At 71.2% G+C, this 20,999-nt stretch carries 19 protein-coding genes and 1 pseudogene; 11 read left to right on the top strand and 9 right to left on the bottom strand.

Translation table 11 applies throughout. From position 1 onward, the window contains the following. Positions 1–21: 21 nt before the first annotated feature. Entirely contained in the window at positions 22–948 is a 927-nt protein-coding gene (locus tag BM430_RS31680) for a LysR family transcriptional regulator (protein ID WP_093571188.1), read from the bottom strand. Between the two features lie 210 nt (positions 949–1,158). Here BM430_RS31680 and BM430_RS31675 point away from each other — a divergent pair, with 210 nt between their 5' ends. The 3 genes from BM430_RS31675 to BM430_RS31665 all read left to right on the top strand — a co-directional run bounded on the left by BM430_RS31675 (position 1,159) and on the right by BM430_RS31665 (position 4,373). Then, entirely contained in the window at positions 1,159–2,019 is an 861-nt protein-coding gene (locus tag BM430_RS31675) for a hypothetical protein (protein ID WP_093571179.1), read from the top strand. A 6-nt stretch (positions 2,020–2,025) separates the two neighbouring features. Continuing rightward, a complete protein-coding gene (locus BM430_RS31670) occupies positions 2,026–2,886 on the top strand; it encodes a phosphoribulokinase (protein WP_093571178.1) in 861 nt (286 codons plus the stop codon). 236 nt (positions 2,887–3,122) lie between these two features. Beyond that, entirely contained in the window at positions 3,123–4,373 is a 1,251-nt protein-coding gene (locus BM430_RS31665) for a sensor histidine kinase (protein ID WP_093571177.1), read from the top strand. A gap of 274 nt (positions 4,374–4,647) precedes the next feature. On the opposite strand, the gene BM430_RS31660 is transcribed toward BM430_RS31665, so the two are convergent. Continuing rightward, on the bottom strand, positions 4,648–6,177 hold the full coding sequence (locus BM430_RS31660) for a sensor histidine kinase (RefSeq protein ID WP_093571176.1): 1,530 nt from the start codon (positions 6,175–6,177) through the stop codon (positions 4,648–4,650). 258 nt (positions 6,178–6,435) lie between these two features. Between BM430_RS31660 and BM430_RS31655 the strand changes: the two genes are divergently transcribed. From BM430_RS31655 to BM430_RS31625, 7 genes are all read left to right on the top strand, one after another. After that, positions 6,436–6,891 carry a (2Fe-2S)-binding protein gene (locus tag BM430_RS31655; RefSeq protein ID WP_093571175.1) on the top strand — a complete coding sequence of 152 codons (456 nt, stop codon included), beginning with the start codon at positions 6,436–6,438 and terminating at the stop codon, positions 6,889–6,891. 13 nt (positions 6,892–6,904) lie between these two features. Then, positions 6,905–9,109 carry a xanthine dehydrogenase family protein molybdopterin-binding subunit gene (locus tag BM430_RS31650; protein ID WP_093571174.1) on the top strand — a complete coding sequence of 735 codons (2,205 nt, stop codon included), beginning with the start codon at positions 6,905–6,907 and terminating at the stop codon, positions 9,107–9,109. Between the two features lie 136 nt (positions 9,110–9,245). After that, positions 9,246–9,884: a uracil-DNA glycosylase family protein gene (locus BM430_RS31645; protein WP_093571173.1), complete on the top strand. Its 639-nt coding sequence runs from the start codon at positions 9,246–9,248 to the stop codon at positions 9,882–9,884. Positions 9,885–10,229: 345 nt separating this feature from the next. After that, a complete protein-coding gene (gene pyrF, locus BM430_RS31640) occupies positions 10,230–10,940 on the top strand; it encodes an orotidine-5'-phosphate decarboxylase (RefSeq protein WP_093571172.1) in 711 nt (236 codons plus the stop codon). Between the two features lie 31 nt (positions 10,941–10,971). Next, positions 10,972–11,283, top strand: coding sequence for a DUF1330 domain-containing protein (locus BM430_RS31635; protein WP_093571171.1), 312 nt, complete (start codon positions 10,972–10,974; stop codon positions 11,281–11,283). A 2-nt stretch (positions 11,284–11,285) separates the two neighbouring features. Next, the gene (locus BM430_RS31630) at positions 11,286–11,504 is read left to right on the top strand and encodes a hypothetical protein (protein ID WP_093571170.1); all 219 of its coding nucleotides are present in this window, start codon (positions 11,286–11,288) and stop codon (positions 11,502–11,504) included. A gap of 324 nt (positions 11,505–11,828) precedes the next feature. Beyond that, positions 11,829–12,092: a GNAT family N-acetyltransferase gene (locus BM430_RS31625; protein WP_093571169.1), complete on the top strand. Its 264-nt coding sequence runs from the start codon at positions 11,829–11,831 to the stop codon at positions 12,090–12,092. 35 nt (positions 12,093–12,127) lie between these two features. Here BM430_RS31625 and BM430_RS31620 read toward each other — a convergent pair whose 3' ends face one another. Both BM430_RS31620 and BM430_RS31615 read right to left on the bottom strand, forming a co-directional pair. Then, positions 12,128–13,543 carry a M20 family metallopeptidase gene (locus tag BM430_RS31620; protein WP_093571168.1) on the bottom strand — a complete coding sequence of 472 codons (1,416 nt, stop codon included), beginning with the start codon at positions 13,541–13,543 and terminating at the stop codon, positions 12,128–12,130. Positions 13,544–13,660: 117 nt separating this feature from the next. Further along, a complete protein-coding gene (locus BM430_RS31615; RefSeq protein WP_093571167.1) occupies positions 13,661–14,293 on the bottom strand; it encodes a 2-hydroxychromene-2-carboxylate isomerase in 633 nt (210 codons plus the stop codon). 24 nt (positions 14,294–14,317) lie between these two features. Here BM430_RS31615 and BM430_RS31610 point away from each other — a divergent pair, with 24 nt between their 5' ends. Beyond that, positions 14,318–15,769, top strand: coding sequence for an FAD/NAD(P)-binding protein (locus BM430_RS31610; protein WP_093571166.1), 1,452 nt, complete (start codon positions 14,318–14,320; stop codon positions 15,767–15,769). A gap of 217 nt (positions 15,770–15,986) precedes the next feature. Here BM430_RS31610 and BM430_RS31605 read toward each other — a convergent pair whose 3' ends face one another. From BM430_RS31605 to BM430_RS34970, 5 genes and pseudogenes are all read right to left on the bottom strand, one after another. After that, positions 15,987–17,369, bottom strand: a complete 1,383-nt coding sequence (locus tag BM430_RS31605; protein WP_093571165.1) for an aminotransferase family protein — start codon at positions 17,367–17,369, stop codon at positions 15,987–15,989. A gap of 37 nt (positions 17,370–17,406) precedes the next feature. Further along, positions 17,407–18,255 (bottom strand): ABC transporter permease subunit, encoded by an 849-nt coding sequence (locus tag BM430_RS31600; protein ID WP_093571164.1) that lies wholly within the window; start codon positions 18,253–18,255, stop codon positions 17,407–17,409. Next, positions 18,252–19,085, bottom strand: coding sequence for a taurine ABC transporter ATP-binding protein (locus tag BM430_RS31595; RefSeq protein WP_093571163.1), 834 nt, complete (start codon positions 19,083–19,085; stop codon positions 18,252–18,254). Before BM430_RS31595 ends, BM430_RS31600 begins: the two co-directional genes overlap by 4 nt. A gap of 73 nt (positions 19,086–19,158) precedes the next feature. Then, a complete protein-coding gene (gene tauA, locus BM430_RS31590; RefSeq protein WP_093571162.1) occupies positions 19,159–20,169 on the bottom strand; it encodes a taurine ABC transporter substrate-binding protein in 1,011 nt (336 codons plus the stop codon). Positions 20,170–20,765: 596 nt separating this feature from the next. Next, positions 20,766–20,999 (bottom strand): annotated as a pseudogene (locus BM430_RS34970) (hypothetical protein); the annotation flags it as partial.

Below are 20,999 nucleotides of genomic sequence, written 5' to 3'. Positions count from 1 at the left end.
GCCGCGTGCCGAGGCGCTGCTCTAGCCGGCCGGATCCGGCAGCTCCGGCAGCCAGGCGGCGCCCTCCTCGACCAGAAAATCCCAGAACGCCTGGCCGGCGGGACTCAGCACCTTGTCGGCCCGGCGCACCGAGAACCAGTCGCGGCGGATCGGGAGGCCCTCGACGTCGAGGAGCACGAGCCGGCCGTCGGCCACCTCGGCCGCCACGGTGTGGCCCGAGATCAGCGCCACCCCGAGACCCGCCATCACGGTCTGCTTGATGGTCTCGTTCGAGCCGCTGTCGATGCCGATGCGGGCGCGGCGGATCATCAGGCCGGCCATAAACTCCTCGAACACCGTGCGGGTGCCCGAGCCGTATTCGCGCACCAGGAACGGTTCCTCGGCCAGTTCAGCCCGGGTCAGGCCGCGCCGCCCGGCGAAGCGGTGGTCGGGGGCGGCGATCACCACCAGGGGATGGGGTCCGACGGTCTCGGCGGTGATCGGGAAGTCCCGGGGCGCGCGGCCCATCAGGGCGAGGTCGACCCGATAGTCGCGCAGGGCCTCGACGGTGGCGCCGCGGTTGCCGACCACGAGGTCGATCTCGATCCCCGGATGGGCGCGGGCGAAGCCGCCGACGATCCGCGGCGCGAAGTACTTCGCGGTCGAGACCACGCCGAGCGAGACCCGGCCGCCCTGGCCGCCGCGCAGGGTCCGCAGCCGCTCGGTGCAGGTCTCCAGCACGGTGCCGATGCTGTCGATCGCCCAGAGCAGCTCGCGGCCGGCATCGGTCGGCTTCAGCCCCGCATGGGTGCGGTCGAACAGGAGCAGGCCGATCTCGTCCTCGAGCCCCTTGATCCGCGCGGTCAGGGCCGCCGGGGTCACGTTCAGCTCCTGCGCGGCGCGCGTCATCGTGCCGAGCCGCGCGATCGCCGCGACGGCGTGGAGCTGCTTGAGCGAGAGGTTGCGTATCCGGTCCTGCGCCATCCGGTTCCTCGGCCCCGCTTCCCGGCCCCTGGAGTGTGAGGTGAGACTCCGATCCGACATCGCGGCCCGCCCCGGCGCATCCCGTACTTCGGGACAGGATGACGCAATCCGGGTCCGCGCCTAAGCTGCGGCCGAGACCACGGGCAGGTCCATCTGGGGCATCCGTTCCATCTGGGGCATCTTCCGGAGTCGCACATGCTTCTGAGCGCCCGCACCGACATGCCGCCGCCGCGGCGCCAGCCGGCCGCCGGGCCGGTGCTCGCCGCCCTCGCGGCCGCGGCGGCGGCGACCGCCGCGCTGATCGCGACGCTTCCCGGGGACCCGCGGGCCGCCGCCCGGCGGATCTTCGCCGAGGCCCTGCGCGGGGCCGAGATCGCCGCCCTCGCCTGGCGCGACGCGGAGCGGCCGGAGCCGCGCCTCGCCGGCGCCGACTACGTCCTCGCCCTCTCGCCCCTCGAGGGGGCGGACGACCTCGAGGGTGGGATGCCGGCCGGGACGCTGTTCTCCTTGAGGCCCGCCGGGCCGGATCCCGAGGCGGCCTTCCTGGCCCCGGGCCGGACCCAGGTCGCGGCGGGCTTCGTCGTCTACGGCCCGCGCACCCTCCTGACCCTGACCGACGGCACCGCGACGACGACGCGGATCCTCGATCCCCGGAGCGGCACCTTCCGGCCGCCGGCCGTGCTGCGCGTACCGCCAGACGCGATCGGCGGCGAGGGGACGCGGGCCGCCCCCCTCGCCTCCCTCGCGGCCTGCGCCCAGCGGGTGCTGACCCGCGGCGGCCTGCACCTCCGGCCGGCGGACCTTCGCGAGAATGGAGGGCTCCGGCTCGTCCACGAGGCGGCGCCGATCGCGCTCGCGGTCGAGGCGGCCGGCGGGGCGGCCACCGACGAGCGCGGGCGCGCGATCCTCGACCTCCCCGCCGGCCGCCTCGACCGGACGACGCCGCTGGCCATCGGGCCGGCCCGGGCGGTGGCGGACCTCGCCCGCCGCCTCGAAGCGGACCGCGATGCCGGCGGCTCGCCGCTCTTCGCCCCGCGCGGGCTGCTGCGGGCCTGACCCGCGGTGTCGGCGCTCCACCCCATCGTGTCGGTGACCGGGTCGTCGGGCTCCGGCACCACCTCGGTGCGCAACACCTTCGAGCAGATCTTTCGCCGCGAGGGCGTGGCGGCGGTGTTCATCGAGGGCGACGCCTTCCACGCCCTCGACCGGGCGGCGATGCGCGAGGCGGAGGCGCGGGAGCCGACCCTGAGCCATTTCGGCGAGCGGGCGAACCTGCTCACCGAGCTGGAGGCGGTGTTTCGCGACTACGCCGCCTCGGGCCGCGGCCGCACCCGGCACTACGTGCACGATGCCGAGGACGCCGCGCGCTTCCACGCCGAGCCCGGCACCTTCACGCCCTGGGAGGATTTTCCGGAAGGGTCGGACCTCCTGTTCTACGAGGGCCTGCACGGGGCGCTGACCACCGAGCGGATCGACATCGCGGGCCAAGCCGATCTCAGGATCGGCGTGGTGCCGGTGATCAACCTGGAATGGATCCAGAAACTCCACCGCGACAAGGCCGCCCGCGGCTACTCGACCGAGGCGGTGACCGACGTGATCCTGCGCCGGATGCCCGACTACGTCACCACCATTTGCCCGCAATTCACCAACACCGACATCAACTTCCAGCGCATCCCGACGGTCGACACCTCGAACCCGTTCGTCGCCCGCTGGATCCCGACCGCCGACGAATCGATGGTGGTGATCCGCTTCCGCGACCCCCGCGGCATCGACTTCCCCTACCTGATCTCGATGATCGCCGGCAGCTTCATGTCGCGGGCGAACTCGGTGGTGATCCCCGGCGGCAAGCTCGACCTCGCGATGCAGCTGATCCTGACCCCGATGATCCTGCGCCTGGTCGAGCGCCGGCGGCGCCTGCTCTAAGCATCATTCGCCGAAGTGGTCACCGGTTCGGCGGTAGAAATGATGCAAAAACAAGGAGCTAAGCAGAGTTGCCCTGTGCAACTCTGCTCAGGCCCGTCGACTCGGCCTGTTGCTCGGCTTGTGCTCGGGGCAGGATGGCGTAAGAGTCCGGCCATCCGACGTGCCTTCGGGGAAGGCACCTCGGAGGGGGAAGGCACCCTGGGGACAGCACCCCGAGTTTGCGAGAGTCCCGGTGGATGGCGAGTGACGGGTCGATCCGCGAGGCGCACGAGGCCGGGAACGGCCGGGCGGAACTGCCGTACCGGCTGCGGCAGCAGGCGCTGCTGGGCGCCTTCGCCCGGATGGCGCTGCAGACCCGCGACCTCGACGCGCTGCTGGCGCGGGCGAGCGAGCTCTGCGCCGAGGCCCTGGGCGCGGCGTGCTGCCAGGTCCTGGAATACCGCGCCAGCGATCACGCCTTCGTGATCCGGGCCTGCACGGGTCTCGGCGACGACCGGGTCGGGACGGATTTCGCGGCCGGGGACGAGGCGACGCCGGCGGCCTACGCGTTCCGCACCGGGGCCGGCGTGCTCGCCAACGGGATCCGCCCGGGAGCCGAGCATGACGGGGCGCGCTTCCAGGTACCGAAGGGTCTCTTGTCGGAAGCGCTGCTGCCGGAGGCCCTGCGCCGGCCGGGGGGACCGGCGCCCGCCGGCCCCTGCCACGCGGTCAACGTGCCGATCGCGCTCGGCGACGAGAGCCGGCGGGCCTACGGCGTGCTCGAGGCCTGGGGCACCGAGGGCCACGGCTTCGACCGCGCCGACCAGGAATTCCTCGCGGGCTTCGCCGGCCTGATCGGCATCGCGGTCGAGCGCCACCAGGGCGATGCGCGCCTGCGCGACGCCCTCGACCACCAGGTGCAGCTCACCCGGGAGATGAGCCACCGGGTCAAGAACAGCCTCGGCGTGGTGGCGGGCCTGCTGCGGCTCCAGGCGCGGGACGCCCAGTCCGAGGAGGTGCGCCACGCCCTCGAAGATGCGGGCGCGCGCATCGCCACGGTGGCGGAGGTGCACGACCACCTCTGGCGCGGCATCCACCAGCTCGGGATGGTCGAGCTGGCCGACTTCCTGCGCGAATTGGTGGCGAAGCTCCGGGAGGAGGCGCCGGGCCACGACCTCGCCTGCGAGGCCGATTCGAAGGTGATCAGCGCCGACCAGGCGATCCCGATCGGCCTCGTCGTCAACGAGCTGGTGACCAACGCCGTCAAGCACGCCTATCCGCAGGGCACCGGGCCAGTGCGGGTCAGCCTCGCGGTGCGCGACGAGGGCCTGCGCCTCTCGGTCCGCGACGAGGGCGTCGGCCTGCCGCCGGGCTTCGACGTGTCGATGCGCCAGCGCTCGCTGGGTCTCAAGATCATCGCCAGCCTGATCCGCCAGCTCGACGGGCGCCTCAGCACCGCGGAGGGCGGGCCGGGGGCGCAGTTCGTGCTGGATATTCCGCTGGGGTGAGGGGGCTGGCGCGGCAGAGCGTCAACGGAGAGACTTGCAACCCCTCCGCGTCATCCCGGGGCCGCGAAAGCGGAACCCGGGTTCCATAACCGCTGAGGTTATAGGAAGAAGGCGGAACGCGGATCGCTTTGTTCGGCCACCCTCGGCGGTTATGGATCCCGGGTTCTCGACTGCGTCGAGCCCCGGGATGACGCAGAGGGTTTGAGTATCAACGGCTTCAATCAGGCCGGGTCGTGGAGTCGCACGCCGCACGGAGGCACGTCGCGCCGGCCCCTCACGCCGCCCGAACCGGCCGCACCGGCGTTTCCTCCGCCAGCGCCGGCAGGGCATCCATCACCCGGGTCGCCGGGAAGGTGACGATCACCTCGGTGCCCTCGCGCGGGCGCGACTTCAGCTGGAAGCCGCCGCCATGCAGGTCGACGAGGCCCTTCACGATCGGCAACCCCAGGCCCGACCCCTGCTCGGCGGTCTTGATCGCCAGCGAACCTCGGCCGAAGGACGACATCACCGTCGGGATCTCGTCCTCGGGGATGCCGGGACCGGTATCCTTCACGCTGACATACTGCCCGCCCGACGAGGTCCAGCCGACCTTGATGGTGATCTCGCCCCCCGGCGGCGTGAACTTGATCGCGTTCGACAGGACGTTGAGCACGATCTGGCGCAACGCCCGCTCGTCGGCCCAGAGCCGCGGCAGGGTGGGATCGATGAGCTCGTGGAAGGTCTGGTTCTTGGCTCGCGCACGGAGCGTCATCATGTGCCGGCTCTCCTCGACCACGTAGGCGAGCTGGAGGGCCTCCTCGTTGAGCTCGTAGCGCCCGGCCTCGATGCGCGAGAGGTCGAGGATCTCGTTGATGAGGTTGAGCAGGTGCAGGCCGCTGTCGTGGATGTCGGTCGAGTATTCCCGGTAGGAGCCCGAGGAATGCGGGCCGAACACCTCGTTCTTCATCACCTCCGAGAAGCCCAGGATGGCGTTGAGCGGCGTGCGCAGCTCGTGGCTCATGGTGGCGAGGAAGCGGGATTTGGCGAGGTTGGCCTCCTCGGCGCGCCGGCGCGCCTCGTCGGAATTGGCCTTGGCTTGCTCCAGTTCGCCGAAGATCGCGTCCTTCTCGGCCCGCGATTGCAGCGCCGCGACCGTCGAGGCGTGCAGGTGGTTCGACAGGAACAGGAAGAACAGCTGCGCGCAGACCGCCATGCCGACGAGCAGGACCGCTTCCGCCTCCCGCGACAGGCACAGGAGCGCCGCGGTGGCGGCGCTGAGCGGCAGCAGGCCCGCATAGGCGCCGAGCGGCACCGTGGCGGCGAGCATCGTGGTCACGGCGGCCACGATGACGAGGACGAACATCACGAAGGTGCGGGCGTTCGCCGCCTCGACCTGGAGCAGCATCACGACGAGCAGCGCCCAGGCGACGCTCTGGACCACCTCGCCGACGATCACCCGCCGGCGCGAGGCGGGCAGCGACAGCGCGTCCGGATCCTGGCGCAGGAAGGAGCGGGCGAGCGCGGTGTTGCCGGCGATCACCGCCAGCACGCCGACGCACCACGCGCCGCTGAGGAGCACCGGCGCCCAGAACATCGCGGCGGCGGCAATGCAGCAGGCCAGCACCACCAGCGGCAGAAAGGCGCCGATGCGGTACTGGGCGTAGACGCGCAAAAGCTCGTAGTCGAAGGCGCGTTCGAGCCCGATCGAGGAGGTCAGCCGCTCGCGGGCGGAGCGCACGTCCCGCGCGACCTTGCGCCGCCGGGCCGCCTCCTCCGCCGTCGGGCCGCGCCCGCGCTGGACCATTTCCGCCGTGACTTCGGACATCGCGATCGGGTCTGCCGCTCCTCGCCGCGTGGGACCGTCGGCCGGTCCGGGAGAGGCTGACCGAACTTCGTTAAGGTCCTCCTGCCGCAACCCCGAGAATGCATCGCATCGAATGGGACGAATTTCCCGTCCCGCCCTGCCGCTGGGGCACGCGCGGAGGGGTGCGCTGGCGCACATCAGTCCCGCTTGCCGAGGGTCCAGGAGCAGCCGCACACAAGAAGCCCTGGAACCGTTCCAGCCTCTCGTCGGAAGCGCACGATGACGAAGCTCACCCTCAACGGCCGGACCTACGAGGTCGAGGCCGATCCCGAGATGCCGCTCCTCTGGGCGATCCGCGACCACCTCAACCTCACCGGCACGAAGTACGGCTGCGGCATCGCGCAGTGCGGCGCCTGCACGGTCCACATCGACGGGCAGCCGGTGCGCTCGTGCCAGACCCGCCTCGGCGATGTCGGCGAGGGGAAGATCACCACCATCGAGGGCATCGCCGGCCCGGTGGCCGAGGCGGTCCGCACCGCTTGGCGCAACCTCGACGTGGTGCAGTGCGGCTACTGCCAGTCGGGCCAGATGATGTCGGCGATCGGCCTCCTCTCGGAGAACAGGAAGCCGAGCGACGCCGACATCGACGCCGCCATGGACGGCAATGTCTGCCGCTGCGGCACCTACCAGCGCATCCGCGCGGCGATCCACGACGCCGCCCGCTCCCTCGCCTGACCGGGACGCCGCCATGCTGAACCACAGAATCAAGACGCGCGGAGACATCGTCTCCTCCCGCCGCGCCTTCCTGCGCGGCACCGCCGCCGCCGGCGGCGCCCTGGTGATCGGGCTCCACCTCGACCCGAAGGGCGCGCGGGCAGCGGGCGGCCCCGACCTGTCGAAGGCCCCGGCTAGACCTAACGCCTTCGTGCGCATCGCCGCCGACGACACCGTGACGGTGGTGATCAAGCACCTCGACATGGGCCAGGGCAACACGACGGGCCTGGCCACCATCGTGGCCGAGGAGCTCGACGCCGACTGGGGGCAGATGCGCGCGGTCTTCGCCCCGGCCGATGCCAGCCTCTACAACAACCTCGCCTTCGGGCCGATCCAGGGCACCGGCGGCTCGACCGCGGTGGCGAATTCCTGGATCCAGCTGCGCAAGGCCGGGGCCGCCGCCCGCGCGATGCTGGTCGCGGCCGCGGCCCAGGAGTGGAAGGTGCCGGCCGGCGAGATCGGAATCGAGAAGGGCGTGCTGCGCCACGCCAGCGGCAAGGAGTCCCGCTTCGGCGCCTTCGCCGCCAAGGCGGCCGTGCAGCCGGTCCCTGAGAACCCGACCCTCAAGGATCCCTCCGCCTTCCGGCTGATCGGCACCAAGCTGCCGCGGCTCGATTCGAAGTCGAAGACCGACGGCAGCGCGCAATACGCCCTCGACGTGCGCCGGCCGGGCCAGCTCACGGCCCTCGTCGCCCGTGCCCCGCGCTTCGGCGCGACGCTGAAATCGGTGGACGACAATGCCGCCAAGGCGGTGCCGGGCGTGGTCCAGGTGGTGCGGATCCCGAGCGGCGTCGCCGTCGTGGCGAAGGACACCTGGTCGGCGATGAAGGGCCGCGAGGCCCTGACGCTCACCTGGGACGATGCCGGCGCCGAGCGCCAGTCGACCGAGTCGCAGCAGGCTGCCTACAAGGCGATGGCCGACAAGCCCGGCCTCGTCGCCTCGCAGCGCGGCGACGCCGCGGGCGCCATCAAGGGCGCGGCCAAGGTGCTGGAGGCGGAGTTTAGCTTCCCCTACCTGGCGCATGCTCCGATGGAGCCGCTCAACGCCACGATCGAGCGCGCAGCCGACGGTGGCTACGAGATCTATGCCGGCTCGCAGTTCCAGACCATCGAGCAGGCGGTGGCCGCCGGCATCCTCGGCACCACCGCCGACAAGATCCGCATCACCACGCTGTGGGCCGGCGGCTCGTTCGGCCGGCGCGCCACGGCCTCCGCCGACTACATCGCCGAGGCCGCCGCGATCCTGAAGGCGACGGGCGAGAAGAACCCGATCCACCTCGTCTGGACCCGCGAGGACGACATCACCGGCGGCTATTACCGCCCGGCCGCCTATCACCGCATTCGCGCCGGCCTCGACGCCAAGGGGGCGATCACCGGCTGGGAGCACCGCATCGTCGGCAAGTCGATCATCATCGGCACGCCGCTCGAGGCGATGATGGTGAAGGACGGCGTCGACGCCACCACCGTCGAGGGCGCGTCCGACACGCCCTACGCGCTTCCGGCCTACCGGTTCGAGGTCCACAACGCCCGCGAGGGCGTGCCGGTCCTGTGGTGGCGTTCGGTCGGGCACTCGCACACCGCGCAGGCGATGGAGGGGTTCGTCGACGAACTCGCCCACGCGGCGGGCCAGGATCCGGTGGCCTACCGGCTCGGCCTGCTGAAACAGGCGCCGCGGCTCTCCGCCGCGCTGACGCTCGCCGCCGAGAAGGCGGGCTGGAGCGCCCGGGAGCAGAAGCCCGGACGGGGCTACGGCGTCGCCGCGCACGAATCCTTCGGCTCCTACGTCGCGATGGTGGCCGACGTGACGGCGGAGGCCGGCAAGGTGAAGGTGAACCGCATCGTGGCGGCGGTCGATGTCGGCGTCGCGGTGAACCCGGACATCATCCGGGCGCAGGTCGAGGGCGCGGTCGGCTTCGCGCTCTCGGCGGTCCTGCGCAACAAGATCACCTTCAAGGACGGCGAGGTGCAGGAGAAGAACTTCGACGCCTACGAGCCGACCCGGATGAGCGAGATGCCGAAGGTCGAGGTCCATATCGTGCCCTCGGCCGCCGCCCCCACCGGCATCGGCGAGCCCGGCGTACCGGTGCTGGCGCCTGCGATCGCAAACGCGGTCTTCGCCGCCACCGGCCAGCGCCTGCGCTCGCTCCCCCTCGACCTCACGGCGCTCCGTGGCGTGTGATCGCGCCTCGCGGCGCTCCGTGGCGTGTGATCGCGCACCACACCCTTAACCCCTGCCCTATATGAAGGGGATGACTTCCAGTTTTGGACCCGAGACGACTTCAGGGTGCGGCGAAAGCCGCACCCTTTTTTCATCCGTGCCCGACTTCGCCGAGACGGCCGGGCGGGTGCGCGCCTGCCGGCTCTGCCGCGAGGCGCCGCGCCACGGTCCGCCGCTCCCGGTCGAGCCGCGGCCGATCGTCCAGGGCACGTCCCGCGCCCGGATCTGCATCGCCAGCCAGGCGCCGGGCAACCGGGCCTACCAGAGCGGCGTGCCGTTCCAGGACCCGTCCGGCAAGCGCCTGCGCGCGTGGCTCGGCCTCGACGAGCCGGCCTTCTACGACCCCGACCTGATCGCGATCGTGCCGATGGGCGCCTGCTTCCCGGGCCACGATTCCAAGGGCGGCGACCTGCCGCCGCGGCGCGAATGCGCTGAGACCTGGCGCGCACCGCTCCTCGCCGGGCTGCCCGACCTGGAGCTGATCCTGCTGATCGGGCAATACGCGCAAGCCTGGCATCTCGGCCGCCAGCCCGGCGGCCTCACCGGCACCGTGGCGCGCTGGCGCGAGATTTTTTTGGAGCCCCAACGCCCCCGCCTGCTGCCGCTGCCCCACCCGTCCTGGCGCAACACGCCGTGGCTCAGGAAGCATCCGTGGTTCGAGGCGGAGCTGTTGCCGGTCCTGCGGGCGGAGGTGGCTCGATTGGCGGAGGAGGTGGGACGGGAGCCGTCGCGGTGATCGGCCAATCCGAGTTCCAATCAAACCCCGCCTCTTTCCCGGACGACTGGAGCGTCAGCGGAAGGAGATCCGGGATCCAGCACAGGAAGTCGCGAAGCGCCCGTATGTCTGCAACGATGCAACATTCAGAGCCGCTTCGCGGCGAGTCTTACGGCTGGATCCCGGATCTCCTTCCACTTCGTTCCAGTCGTCCGGGAAAGGGCGGGAGACTCTCAACCGGACTCGCGATGGCAATGAAGAGGCTCGCACCGGCTGACGCCGCCGGCCATCCGGCGTGACGGCCTGGGCTTGATTCCGGGGACGCACTCCGTGATGGGTGCGCCCGACGACATTCCTGGAGGTCCCGTGCCCGAGCCCATCAGCCCCCGCGACCGCCTGATCGTCGCCCTCGACATGGCGAGCACCGACGAGGCCGAGCGCCTGATCGCGCGGATCGGCGACGCCGCGAGCTTCTACAAGATCGGCTACCGCCTCGGCTATGCCGGCGGCCTCGGCCTCGCCGAGCGGCTGGTCAAGGGCGGCCACAAGGTCTTCCTCGACCTCAAGCTCCACGACATCGGCAACACCGTCGAGGAGGGGGTGCAGTCGCTGGCCGGCATCGGCGCCACCTTCCTCACCGTGCACGCCTATCCGCAGACCATGCGGGCGGCGGCCAATGGGCGCGACCGGGCGGGGAGCGGCCTGAAGATCCTGGGCGTCACGGTGCTCACCTCCTACGACGACGCGGATGCGCGCGAGGCCGGCTACGCGCTGACGGTCGCCGACCTCGTCGCGGTGCGGGCCGCCGCCGCCAAGGCGATCGGCATCGACGGCATCGTCTGCTCGGCGGCGGAGGCGCCGCAGGTGCGGGAGATCCTCGGGCCCGACCGGCTGATCGTCACGCCGGGCATCCGGCCGGCCGGCACCGCGATCGGCGACCAGAAGCGCGTCGTGACCCCGGCCGAGGCGATGCGCGCCGGCGTCGACCACGTCGTCGTCGGCCGGCCGATTACCGGCGCCGCCGACCCGCGCGACTGCGCCCGCCGGATCGTCGACGAGATGGCCGCCGCGCTCTAGATCGAGCGCTGACAACAATGGGAGGACTTCAATGGCGAAGGGATACTGGGTCGGCCGCGTCGACGTCTCGAACCCGGAGGCCTACAAGAACTACGTTGCGGCCAACGGCGTCGCCTTCGCCCGATTCGGCGGACGTTTCCTGGTGCGCGGCGGGAGGTTCGAGGCGGTGAGCGGATCGAGCCGCGCCCGCAACGTGGTGATTGAGTTCCCGAGCTACGACCAGGCCCTCGCCTGCTGGAATTCGCCGGAGTACCAGGCCGCCCGCGCCAAGCAGGAGGGCGGCGCCGAGATCGACCTCATCGTGATCGAGGGCTACGACGGGCCACAGCCCGGCGAGGCCTGAGCGTGGCGGCTGGCGGGTCCTCGGCGGGGAAATCCTCGGGATGGGGCTGGCGCAGGAGCCTGCGCCTCGTCCTCACGGTCGTGCCGCCGCTCATCGGGGTCTTCCTGATCGGGCAGGCGGTGGTGGCGTCGATCGGCGGCGACATCCGCCGGTGGGAATTCGTGCTCGGGGCGGTCTGCCTGTGCCTGACGTTTGCCGGAAGGCTGGTGCCGGAGGAGTGAGAGTTCGACCAGTCGCAGCCGAGAGTCGATGGTGTGTAAACGCGTCCATTCACACCGCACAGGGTCATCCCGGGGCCGCGCAGCGGAACCCGGGATCCATAACCACTGAGATCTCCGAAGATGTCGGGGCGCGTTCCACACTATTCTGCACCGCCAGCGGTTATGGATCCCGGGTTCTCGGCTGCGCCGAGCCCCGGGATGACGCCGAGGGTGTCAGTACGGCCGGGTACCCAGCAAGAGAATGACCTCGGCATCGGCGCGTCCTGGAACCACCCCAGCCCCCACCCCTTTTCCCCCACAGCCCGAAACCTCGGACGAGCCCCCATGCGCGACAACCCGGAGCGGAGCCGGTTCGAGCTCGAGGTGGACGGCGAAGTCGCCTACGCCGATTACCGCCGCCAACCCGGCACCCTCGTCATCGCCTACGTCTACGCGCCCCCGGCCCTGCGGGGCACCGGCACCGCCGACCGGCTGATGCAGGGCGTCGCCGCGACCGCCCGGGCGGAGGGCGCGCGGATCCTGCCGCTCTGCGGCTACGCGGCGGCGTGGCTGAGGCGCCACCGCGAGCATCGAGACCTGCTGGCCTGAGATCAGCGCGCCAAGTCTAGTTCGCCATGTCGAGTCTAGTTCGCCATGTCGAGCGGCGGCGCGAGCCCGGCCGGCAGCGGGCTGACATACGGCGTGCGGGCGAGCCGCTCGGCATGGTCGGCCTTGGCGCGGGCGAGCAGGTCGGGGTCGCGCAGCACGTCGACCGCGGTACCGGCCATCGCCTTGGCGACGTGGACCATGCCCTTGTGCGCCGCCGGGGTCTTGCCCTGCGCGGTCATCTGCCAGGAATGGCCCGGGGTGCCGATGGCGTAGGTGGCGCCGCGGGCCTGCACCGTCGGAACCGCCCAACTCACGTCGCCGACATCGGTCGACCCCATCATCCGCTCTCCCACCGCGCCGAGGGGCACGATCGTGTCGCAGAGCGGCGCATCGGTCACCGGCATGCCGAAGCGGCGATGGGCCGAGACGATGTCCTCGCGCGTCAGCGTCGCCCGGATCTCCTCCGCGAAGGCGCGGTCCTCGGCGTCGAAGGGCGGCGGCCCGAGGCGCATCAGGTTGGCGTGGAGCGCCTGCTCCAGCGGTGGGTTCGCGAGCAGGTTCGACATCGCGCTCACCACCCGGCTCGTCACCGTGGTCTCGGTCATCAGGGCGGCGCCCTGCGCGATCTTCGTCACTCGGGCCGCGAGGTCGAGGAGGCTCGGCAGGTCGGCGGCGCGCACGAGGTAGCGCACGGTGGCGCCGGCCTGGACGACGTTCGGGGCGATGCCGCCGGCATCGAGATAGGCGTAGTGCACCCGCGCGTCGCTCGGCATGTGCTCGCGCAGGTAGTTGACGCCGACATTCATCAGCTCGACCGCGTCGAGGGCCGAGCGTCCGAGATGCGGTGCCGCCGCCGCGTGCGAGGCCTTGCCGGCGAAGGTGAAATCGAGGAGCTGGATCGCCAGGGAGACCGGTTCCCAGATCGCCACGAACGGGCCCGGATGCCAGGTGATCGCCACGTCGACATCGGAAAAGACGCCGTCGCGCACCATGAAGGTCTTGGCCGCCCCGCCTTCCTCCGCCGGGCAGCCGTAATAGCGCACGCGCCCCGGAAGGCCTTGCGCCGCGAGCCAGTCCTTGACCGCGGTGGCGGCAAGCAGGGCGCCGGCTCCCAGCAGGTTGTGGCCGCAGCCGTGGCCGGCGCCCTCGCCGGGACGAGGACGGTGCGCGGCCACGCCCGCTTCCTGGCTCAGGCCGGGCAGCGCATCGTACTCGCCGAGGATCGCGATGACCGGGCCGCCCTCCCCCGCCTCGCCCATCATGGCGGTCGGGATGCCGCCGGTGCCTTCGGTCACCCGGAAGCCCTGCGCCCGGAGCATCGCGGTGTGCTCGGCGGCCGAGCGCACCTCCTGGAAGTTGAGCTCCGGCATCTCCCACACCCGGTCGGAGAGGGCGACGAACGCCGCCGCGTGCTCCTCGACGTGCCGCCAGATCGCCTCGCTGTTGTGCATGATTCCTCGCCCGTCCGGGGCCTTGTTCGTGCTTGGGCCCGCCCCTTGGCCCCCGCCCCTTGTCGCACGATGGAGGCCGGGCGCCATGCACCCGGCTCGGCTCAGGTCTGCGTGGGGTTAGCGCTTGGCGGAGGTCTGACGCTTCGCCAGGGCCCGATCGACGAAGTCGAGCCGGTCCTGACCCCAGAACAACTCGCCGTCGAGCACAATGGTCGGCGAGCCGAACACACCGAGCCGTTCCGCCTCCTCGCCGTAGCGGCGGTACTCGGCCTGGACGGGCTCGCTCTGTTCGGCCGCCACCAGGGCGGCGCCGTCGTAGCCATTCTCGTCGGCGATGGCGCGACGGACCTCGGCATCCGAGATGTCGCGCTCCTCGGCCCAGAGCGCCCGCAGGATCGCATGCGAGAGCGGAAAGGCGTCGAGCCCGGCCTGTTGGGCGGCGATCACCGTCCAGCCGGCATGCTTGTTCCAGTTCGGCGCCGGGTTCTGCATCGGGTAGTATCGCGGCGTGATGGTCAGCGGCAGGCCGAGATACTCGCTCCAGCGGGCGAGCTCGACGGCATGATAATCGCGTCGCGGCTGCGGCCGGGTCCGGATCGGCACGCCGCCGGTCTTGGGCACCACCTCCTGGAAGTCGAAGGGCTTCAGCACCAGCCGGGCGCGGTGGCGGCGCACGATGTCCTGGAGCTTCGGCCCGCCGAGATAGGACCAGGGCGAGGACAGGCTGTAGAAGCAGGACAGTTCGACCATCGGGGACCTCCAGACGAGATGGGCATGGATATCCACCAGGACAGCGCGGCCGTGAAGGGCCTGACGGCTCTAGCCGCCGAGGTGCGGCGCGATCTCGCCCGCCTGAACCACCCGCCCGCGCCCTGGACCCTGCCGGTGGAAGGCCCGGACGGGCGCCCCGCCCTCGACGTGCTGGTGGTCGGCGCCGGCATGTGCGGCCAGACCGCGGCCTTCGCGCTCCTGCGCGAGGGCGTGTCGAACATCCGGGTCATCGACCAGGCGCCCCGCGGCGCCGAGGGTCCGTGGGGCACGTTCGCCCGGATGGAGACCCTGCGCTCGCCCAAGCACCTGACGGGCCCGGATCTCGGCATCCCCTCCCTCACCTTCCGGGCCTGGTGGGAGGCGCAAGCCGGGGACGAGGGCTGGCGCGACCTCTACAAGATCCCGCGCCTCGACTGGCTGCGCTACCTCCTGTTCGTGCGCGACACCGTCGGCGTGCCGGTGGAGAACGACACGCGGCTGGTGCGGCTGTGGCCGGCCGGCGGGCTGATCGGGGCGGCGATCGAGGGGCCCGCCGGCCCCGAGACGGTCCATGCTCGCAAGGTGGTGCTCGCCTGCGGCCGCGACGGCTCGGGCGGGCGGCGGATGCCGCCCTTCGCGATCGGGGCCGAGGGTCGGCTGTTCCACTCCTCCGACCCGATCGACTTCTCGCGCTTCCGCGGCGGCCGGGTCGCGGTGCTCGGCGCCTCGGCCTCGGCGATCGACAACGCCGCCACGGCGCTCGAGGCCGGCGCGGCCGAGGTCATGCTGTTCGTGCGCCGCTCGCGCTTTCCACAGGTCAACAAGTCGAAATGGGCCGCCTTCCCGGGCTTCCTGCGCGGCTACGCCGCCCTCGACGACGCGCGGCGCTGGGCCTTCACGACCTACCTGATGGGCGAGGGCACGCCGCCGCCGCACGAATCGGTCCTGCGCTGCACCCGCCACCCGAACTTCGCGGTGCGGTTCGGCGAGGGCTGGAGCGGGATCGCGGAGCGGCCGGACGGCCTGGTGATCGAAACCGCAAGGGGCCGCTACCCGGTCGAGGCCGCCGTGGTGGCGGTCGGCTTCGACATCGACCTGACCCGGCGGCCGGAGCTGGAGGATTTTCGCGATGCGGTGCTGACCTGGGGCGAGCGGGTCTCCCCGGCGGAGGCCGCGGCGAACCCGGAGGCCGCGCGCTTCCCCTATCTCGGCGACGGCATGCAGATGCTGGAGCGGGTGCCCGGACAACTGCCGGATCTCGGGTTGCTCCACGTCTTCAACTGGGGCGTCACCCTCAGCCACGGCGCGCTCGCCGGCGACATCCCGGGCCTCGGGATCGGGGCGACGCGGCTGGCGCAGGCGCTGGTGCGCGACCTCTTCGTGTCTCAGGCCGACGCGCATGTTCCCCGCATGGTGGCGCACGAGGATGCGGAATTGGAGCCGACGCCGTTCTTCGTGGCGCGGGGGGAGCGATGAAACGCTGTCCCGCTCGGATTTCCCGCGGCACCGCCGATCGAGCCGCTGCGTTCCACCGCACATCGTCCGCGGAGACTGGGATGGCCCGTTTCTGTCGGGCGAATCCCAATGAATGTGGAGCGCTGGTCGTCGTCATGCCGTGACGGCGCGCGAGCGGCCTGCAAGGTCCGACACCAACACTGTCGTGGGCCGGTCGTGCGACACCGCTCGCGCGCGCTCAGCCGAACACCCGCCCCAGCGCCCCGTCGATCGCCTCGACGATCCGGTCGATGTCGGCCGGCGTCGCGATGAGCGCCGGGCTGAGGCAGAGCGTGTTGTTGAGCCCCGCGAGCGAGCGGTTGGTGGCGCCGATGATGACGCCGTTCGCCATGCAATCGGCCACCACGGCCTGGACGCGCTTCTCCTCCGCCGGCTCCCGCGTTGCGCGGTCGGCGACGAGCTCGGCGCCGCAGAACAGACCCTTGCCGCGCACCTCGCCGATGACGGCGTGGCGCTCGGAGAGACCGTGCAGGCCCGCCATCAGCCGATCGCCCATGGCGATCGTGTTGTCGATCAAGCCCTCGTCCTCGATGATCCGCATGTTCTCGAGGGCCGCCGCCGGGCCGGCGGTGCAGCCGCCGAAGGTCGAGATATCGCGAAAGTACGACATCGGGTCGGAGGCGTCGTCCTTGAACAGCGAGAACACCGCCTCGGTCGTCGTGGTGCAGGCGATCGCCGCGTAGCCCGAGGCGACGCCCTTCGCCATCGTGACGAAATCCGGCTGCACGCCGTAATGCTGGTAGCCGAACCACGTGCCGGTGCGGCCCATGCCGCAGACCACCTCGTCGATGTGGATCAGGATCTCGTGCCGGCGGCAGATGTCCTGCACCTTCTCCCAGTAGCCCTTTGGCGGGGTGATCACGCCGCCGCCGGCGGTGACCGGTTCGAGGCAGATCGCCCCGATCGTGTCGGGGCCCTCGCGCAGGATCACCGCCTCGATCGCGTCGGCGGCCCTCTCGCCGTAATTCTCCACCTCGCCCCACTGGCTGCGGTATTCGAGGCAGTGCGGCACCATCACGAAGCCGTCCGGGAACGGCCCGTACTGGTCGCGGCGCTGGTCCTGGCCGCCGGCGGCGAGCGCGCCGATCGTGGTGCCGTGATAGTCGCGCTCGCGGTAGAGGATCTTGCCTTTTCGCCCGCCATGGTGCCGGTGCGCGATCTGGCGCACCATCTTGAACACCTTCTCGTTCGCCTCCGACCCGGAGTTCGAATAGTACACCCGGGTCATGCCGGGCATCTTGGCGATCAGCCGCTCGGAGAACAGGGCCGCCGGCACCGAGCCGGCCGCGCCGGCGAAGTAGTTGAGCTTGACGAGCTGGTCGCGCACCGCGTCGGCGATGCTGGTGCGGCCGTAGCCGACATTGACCGTCCAGACGCCGCCGGAGACCGCGTCGAGGTATTCGCGGCCGGTCGCGTCCCAGATCCGCATCCCCTTGCCCTCGACCATCACCCGCGGATCGGTGGTCTCGTAGGCCTTGTGCTGCGAGAGGTGGTGCCAGACATGGGCCCGGTCGGCCTCGATGACGTGGCGCAGGTCGTTGGTGCGGAGCATGTCGTTCATCGGGCGTCTCGCGAATCGGAGTCGGTCGGGCCGGCGGTCACGCCCTACCCTTCCACGGAGTGAGGCGCCGTTCCAGCCGGCGCATGCCGAACTCGAACAGTGCCGCCAGGGCGCCGATCACCAGGATGCCCATCACCACGATGTCGGTGCGCAGGAAGTTCGAGGCGTTGAGCACCATCTGGCCGATGCCGGTCGAGGCCGCCACCATCTCGGCGGCCACCAGCGTTGTCCAGCCGACGCCCATGCCGATGCGCAACCCCACCAGGATGTCCGGCAGGGCCGCCGGCAGGACGACGTGGCGCACCACCTGGGCGCGGCTGGCGCCGAGCGCCCGGGCGGCGTTGACCTGGTCGACGCTCGCCGCCGAGACGCCGGCGCGGGCGGCGAGCGCGACGGGGGCGAAGCAGGCGAGGAAGATCAGCAGGATCTTCGAGGTCTCGCCGATGCCGAACCAGATGATCACGAGCGGCAGGTAGGCGAGCGGCGGCAGCGGCCGGTAGAACTCGATGAACGGGTCGAAAGCCGCCCGTAAGGCGGGGTTGAGGCCGGTGGCGAGGCCGACGGGGATCCCGATCAGCGCCGCCAGCACGAAGGCGCTCGCCACCCGCATCAGGCTCGCGGCGACGTGCTCCAGGAGCGGCGCGCCGTCGATGCGCCCGTCGAGCGCGTCGGAGAAGGCCGCGAGCACGCTGCCGGGCCGGGGCAGGAACAGCGGCTTGACGAGGCCGGCTTGCGTCGCCGCGATCCAGGCGAGGAGGGCGAGCGCGACGGTCGCGAGGCTGATCAGCCAAGCCGGCGGGACGCGCCGGCGCGTCGCCGCGCGGCGGGAAGCCAGCGGCGGGACGCTCATCGCCACGTCGGGCGTGTCGGTCGCGGCCTCGCTCATGCGGCAGCTCCTCGCTCGGGATCGATGTCGGCCCCGCCATGGTCGCGCGCGGCGGGGCCGGCCCCGCCATGGTCATGGACCACGCGCAGCACCCGCTCGCGCATGGCGATGAAGTCGGGACTGGACTTCACCGCCCGCGCGGTCTCGCCGGCGACGAAGCGCCGGGAGAAGTCGAGCGGGATGATCTCGGCGATGCGGCCCGGCCGCGGCGTCATGATGACGAGCTTGGTCGCGAGGAAGATCGCCTCCTCGACCTCGTGGGTGATGAAGAACGCCATCTTCCGCGTCCGTGCCCAGAGGGTCAGGATCAGCTCCTGGACCTGCTCGCGGGTGAAGGCGTCGAGCGCCCCGAGCGGCTCGTCCATCAGCAGCATGCGCGGATCGGCGGTGAGCGCCCGGGCGATGCCGACGCGCTGCTGCATGCCGCCGGAGAGCTCGTAGATCTTCTTCTCGGCGGCGTCGCCGAGGCCCACGAGGTCGAGCATGGCGCGGGCTCGCGCGTCGCGCTCACGGCGCGGCACACCCTGCATCGTCAGGCCGAAGGCGACGTTGTCGCGCACGTCGAGCCAGGGCATCAGGGCGTGGCGCTGGAACACCACGCCGCGATCGGCCCCCGGCCTGGTGACCGGGCGCCCGTCGAGGAGGATCTGCCCCTCGCTCGCCGGCAGGAAGCCGGCGATGCAGTTGAGGAGCGTCGTCTTCCCGCAGCCCGAGGCGCCCAGCGCCACCACGAACTCCCCCGGCTCGATCGTCAGGTCGACCCGGGACAGGGCGAGGGTCGCGCCCTCGCCTTCGCCGTAGCGGACGCTGAGCTTGCGGATCTCCAGCATCTCACGACTCCCCAGAGCATGTTCCGACGAAGGGGATACCGGTTCGTCGGAGGTATGCGGCCAAACCAAACATTCAGGGCTTGAGGGCGGCGTCGACGAGGTCGGTGGTGACGAAGGCGCCGTAATCCGGCGCGAGATCGGGCACGCGGCCCTGCGCCTTCAGGAACTCCGCCGTCGATTTGAGCGCGTCCGCTGCGCCGCCGCCGAGCCAGCGGGGCGAGGCCTGCTCGGCCAGCGTCGGGAAGCGGTAGGCGGCGAGCGCTGCCGGGACCTCGGCGGGGGCGGCCCCGGTCCATTTGGCGATCGCCGCGACCTGCGGCGACGATTCGGTCCAGGACGCGCCGGCCTTGGCGTAATCGGCGTCGGCCGCGGCGAGCAGCCGCACGAAGGTCGTCAGGAACTCGCGATGGGCCGTGAGTGCCGCGTTCGTCGCCACGATGCCGTCGAAGGTCGCCTTGCCCTTGCGGGCGAAGTCGCCGGCCGACGCGATGACCGTGCCGCTCTTCTTCGCCGCGGTCAGCACCGGCGCCCAGATGAAGGCGGCGTCGATGTCGCCCCGCTCCCAGGCGGCGGCGATCTCCGGCGGGCGCATGTTGAGGACCTTCACGTCCTTCGGTCCGAGGCCAGCCTCCTGGAGGGCGAACATCAGCTGGTAATGGGCGGTCGAGACGAACGGCACGCCGACCGTCTTCCCCTTCAGGTCCTTGACCGCCGTGATCCCGGCACCGGTGCGGGCGACGAACTGCTCGGCATCGCCGATATCGTCGAGGATCCAGAACAGCTTGAGCGGCAGCCCCTGCGAGGCGGCCGCGGCGATCGGCGACGAGCCGGCCTCGCCGATATCGACGTTGCCCGACGCCATGGCGCGGATCACGTCGCCGCCGCCGCCGAACTTCACCCACTTCACCGTGTAGCCGGTGCGCTTCTCCAGCTCGCCGCTCTCCATCAGCACGCGGATCGGCGTGGTCATGTCCTGGTAGGCGAAGGTGAGGCTCTTCCCGGCCGCCTGCGCGGGGACAGGGCCGGTCCCCGCCGCGAGCGCCGCGGCGACGAGCGCGGAGAGGAAGGTCTTCCTGGTGATCATGCGCGGTCCTCGTGCGAGCCCGGCTTCGCGAGCGCTGGCCGTCCGGGGAGCCGAGAAGCAGATCTCGGGCCGGATCGCGTCGAGCCGGCGCGGTCCGGCCGGCTATCGGGACGATCGACGCGGCGGCAGCCGCTCGCTGCGGGTCTCCGGTGCCGGTTTCCGGTTGGGGCGGTGAATGGTCAAGACTTGGATCGGACCGACCACGATCACTTCAGGAATGCATTTCCTCACCCGCCGATCAACAAAGCGGAAGCCTTCTATGCTTCACCGGAGCTCTATCTCGAACGATCTCCGCAAAGCGCAGGCGAGAGAGAAAAATTTTTACTGCCGCGGCAGCTCTGATCTGAGCAGGGCGGTCGGGGTAAAGGAAGAAGTTCAGGCTTTCCCCTCTCCCCGCGGGCGGGGATAGGCCTGAGCTCCGAAGGGGCTCAGGGAGCAGCGAACCGCAGGTTCGTCGCGAGGGTGAGGGGGTACTTCCGGAAGAGTCTCACGCGTCGAGACCCCCTCACCCTCGCTCCGGCTCCGCCTTCGCTTGCTGCGTTCCCTGAACAGGAACGCAGCCCTCTCCCCGCCCGCGGCAGGGCTGTCCGGGGAAGTTATGCGGCGCAGGCATATTGCCTTCTCCGCTTGGGCGAGGAGTGTCTCGCCTTGGGTCTTGGATCGAGCAAGGTCCGGACCTCGGCCCATGTCTGCGGCTCGAACAAGCCCTGCCGCAGGAGATCGACCAGACGCAGGATCGGCACCCGTGGGCAGTGGCGGCGCAGGGCGAGGCGCAGCAGCGCGAAGGTGATCATCGCCGCCACCAGTTGCAGGCGCACCGCCTCCACACT

The sequence above is a fragment of the Methylobacterium sp. 174MFSha1.1 genome, from assembly GCF_900116815.1.
In the GTDB taxonomy this organism is placed as follows: domain Bacteria; phylum Pseudomonadota; class Alphaproteobacteria; order Rhizobiales; family Beijerinckiaceae; genus Methylobacterium.
Note: the sequence above shows the minus strand (reverse complement) of the source record. Positions and strands in the feature narration are given on the sequence as shown.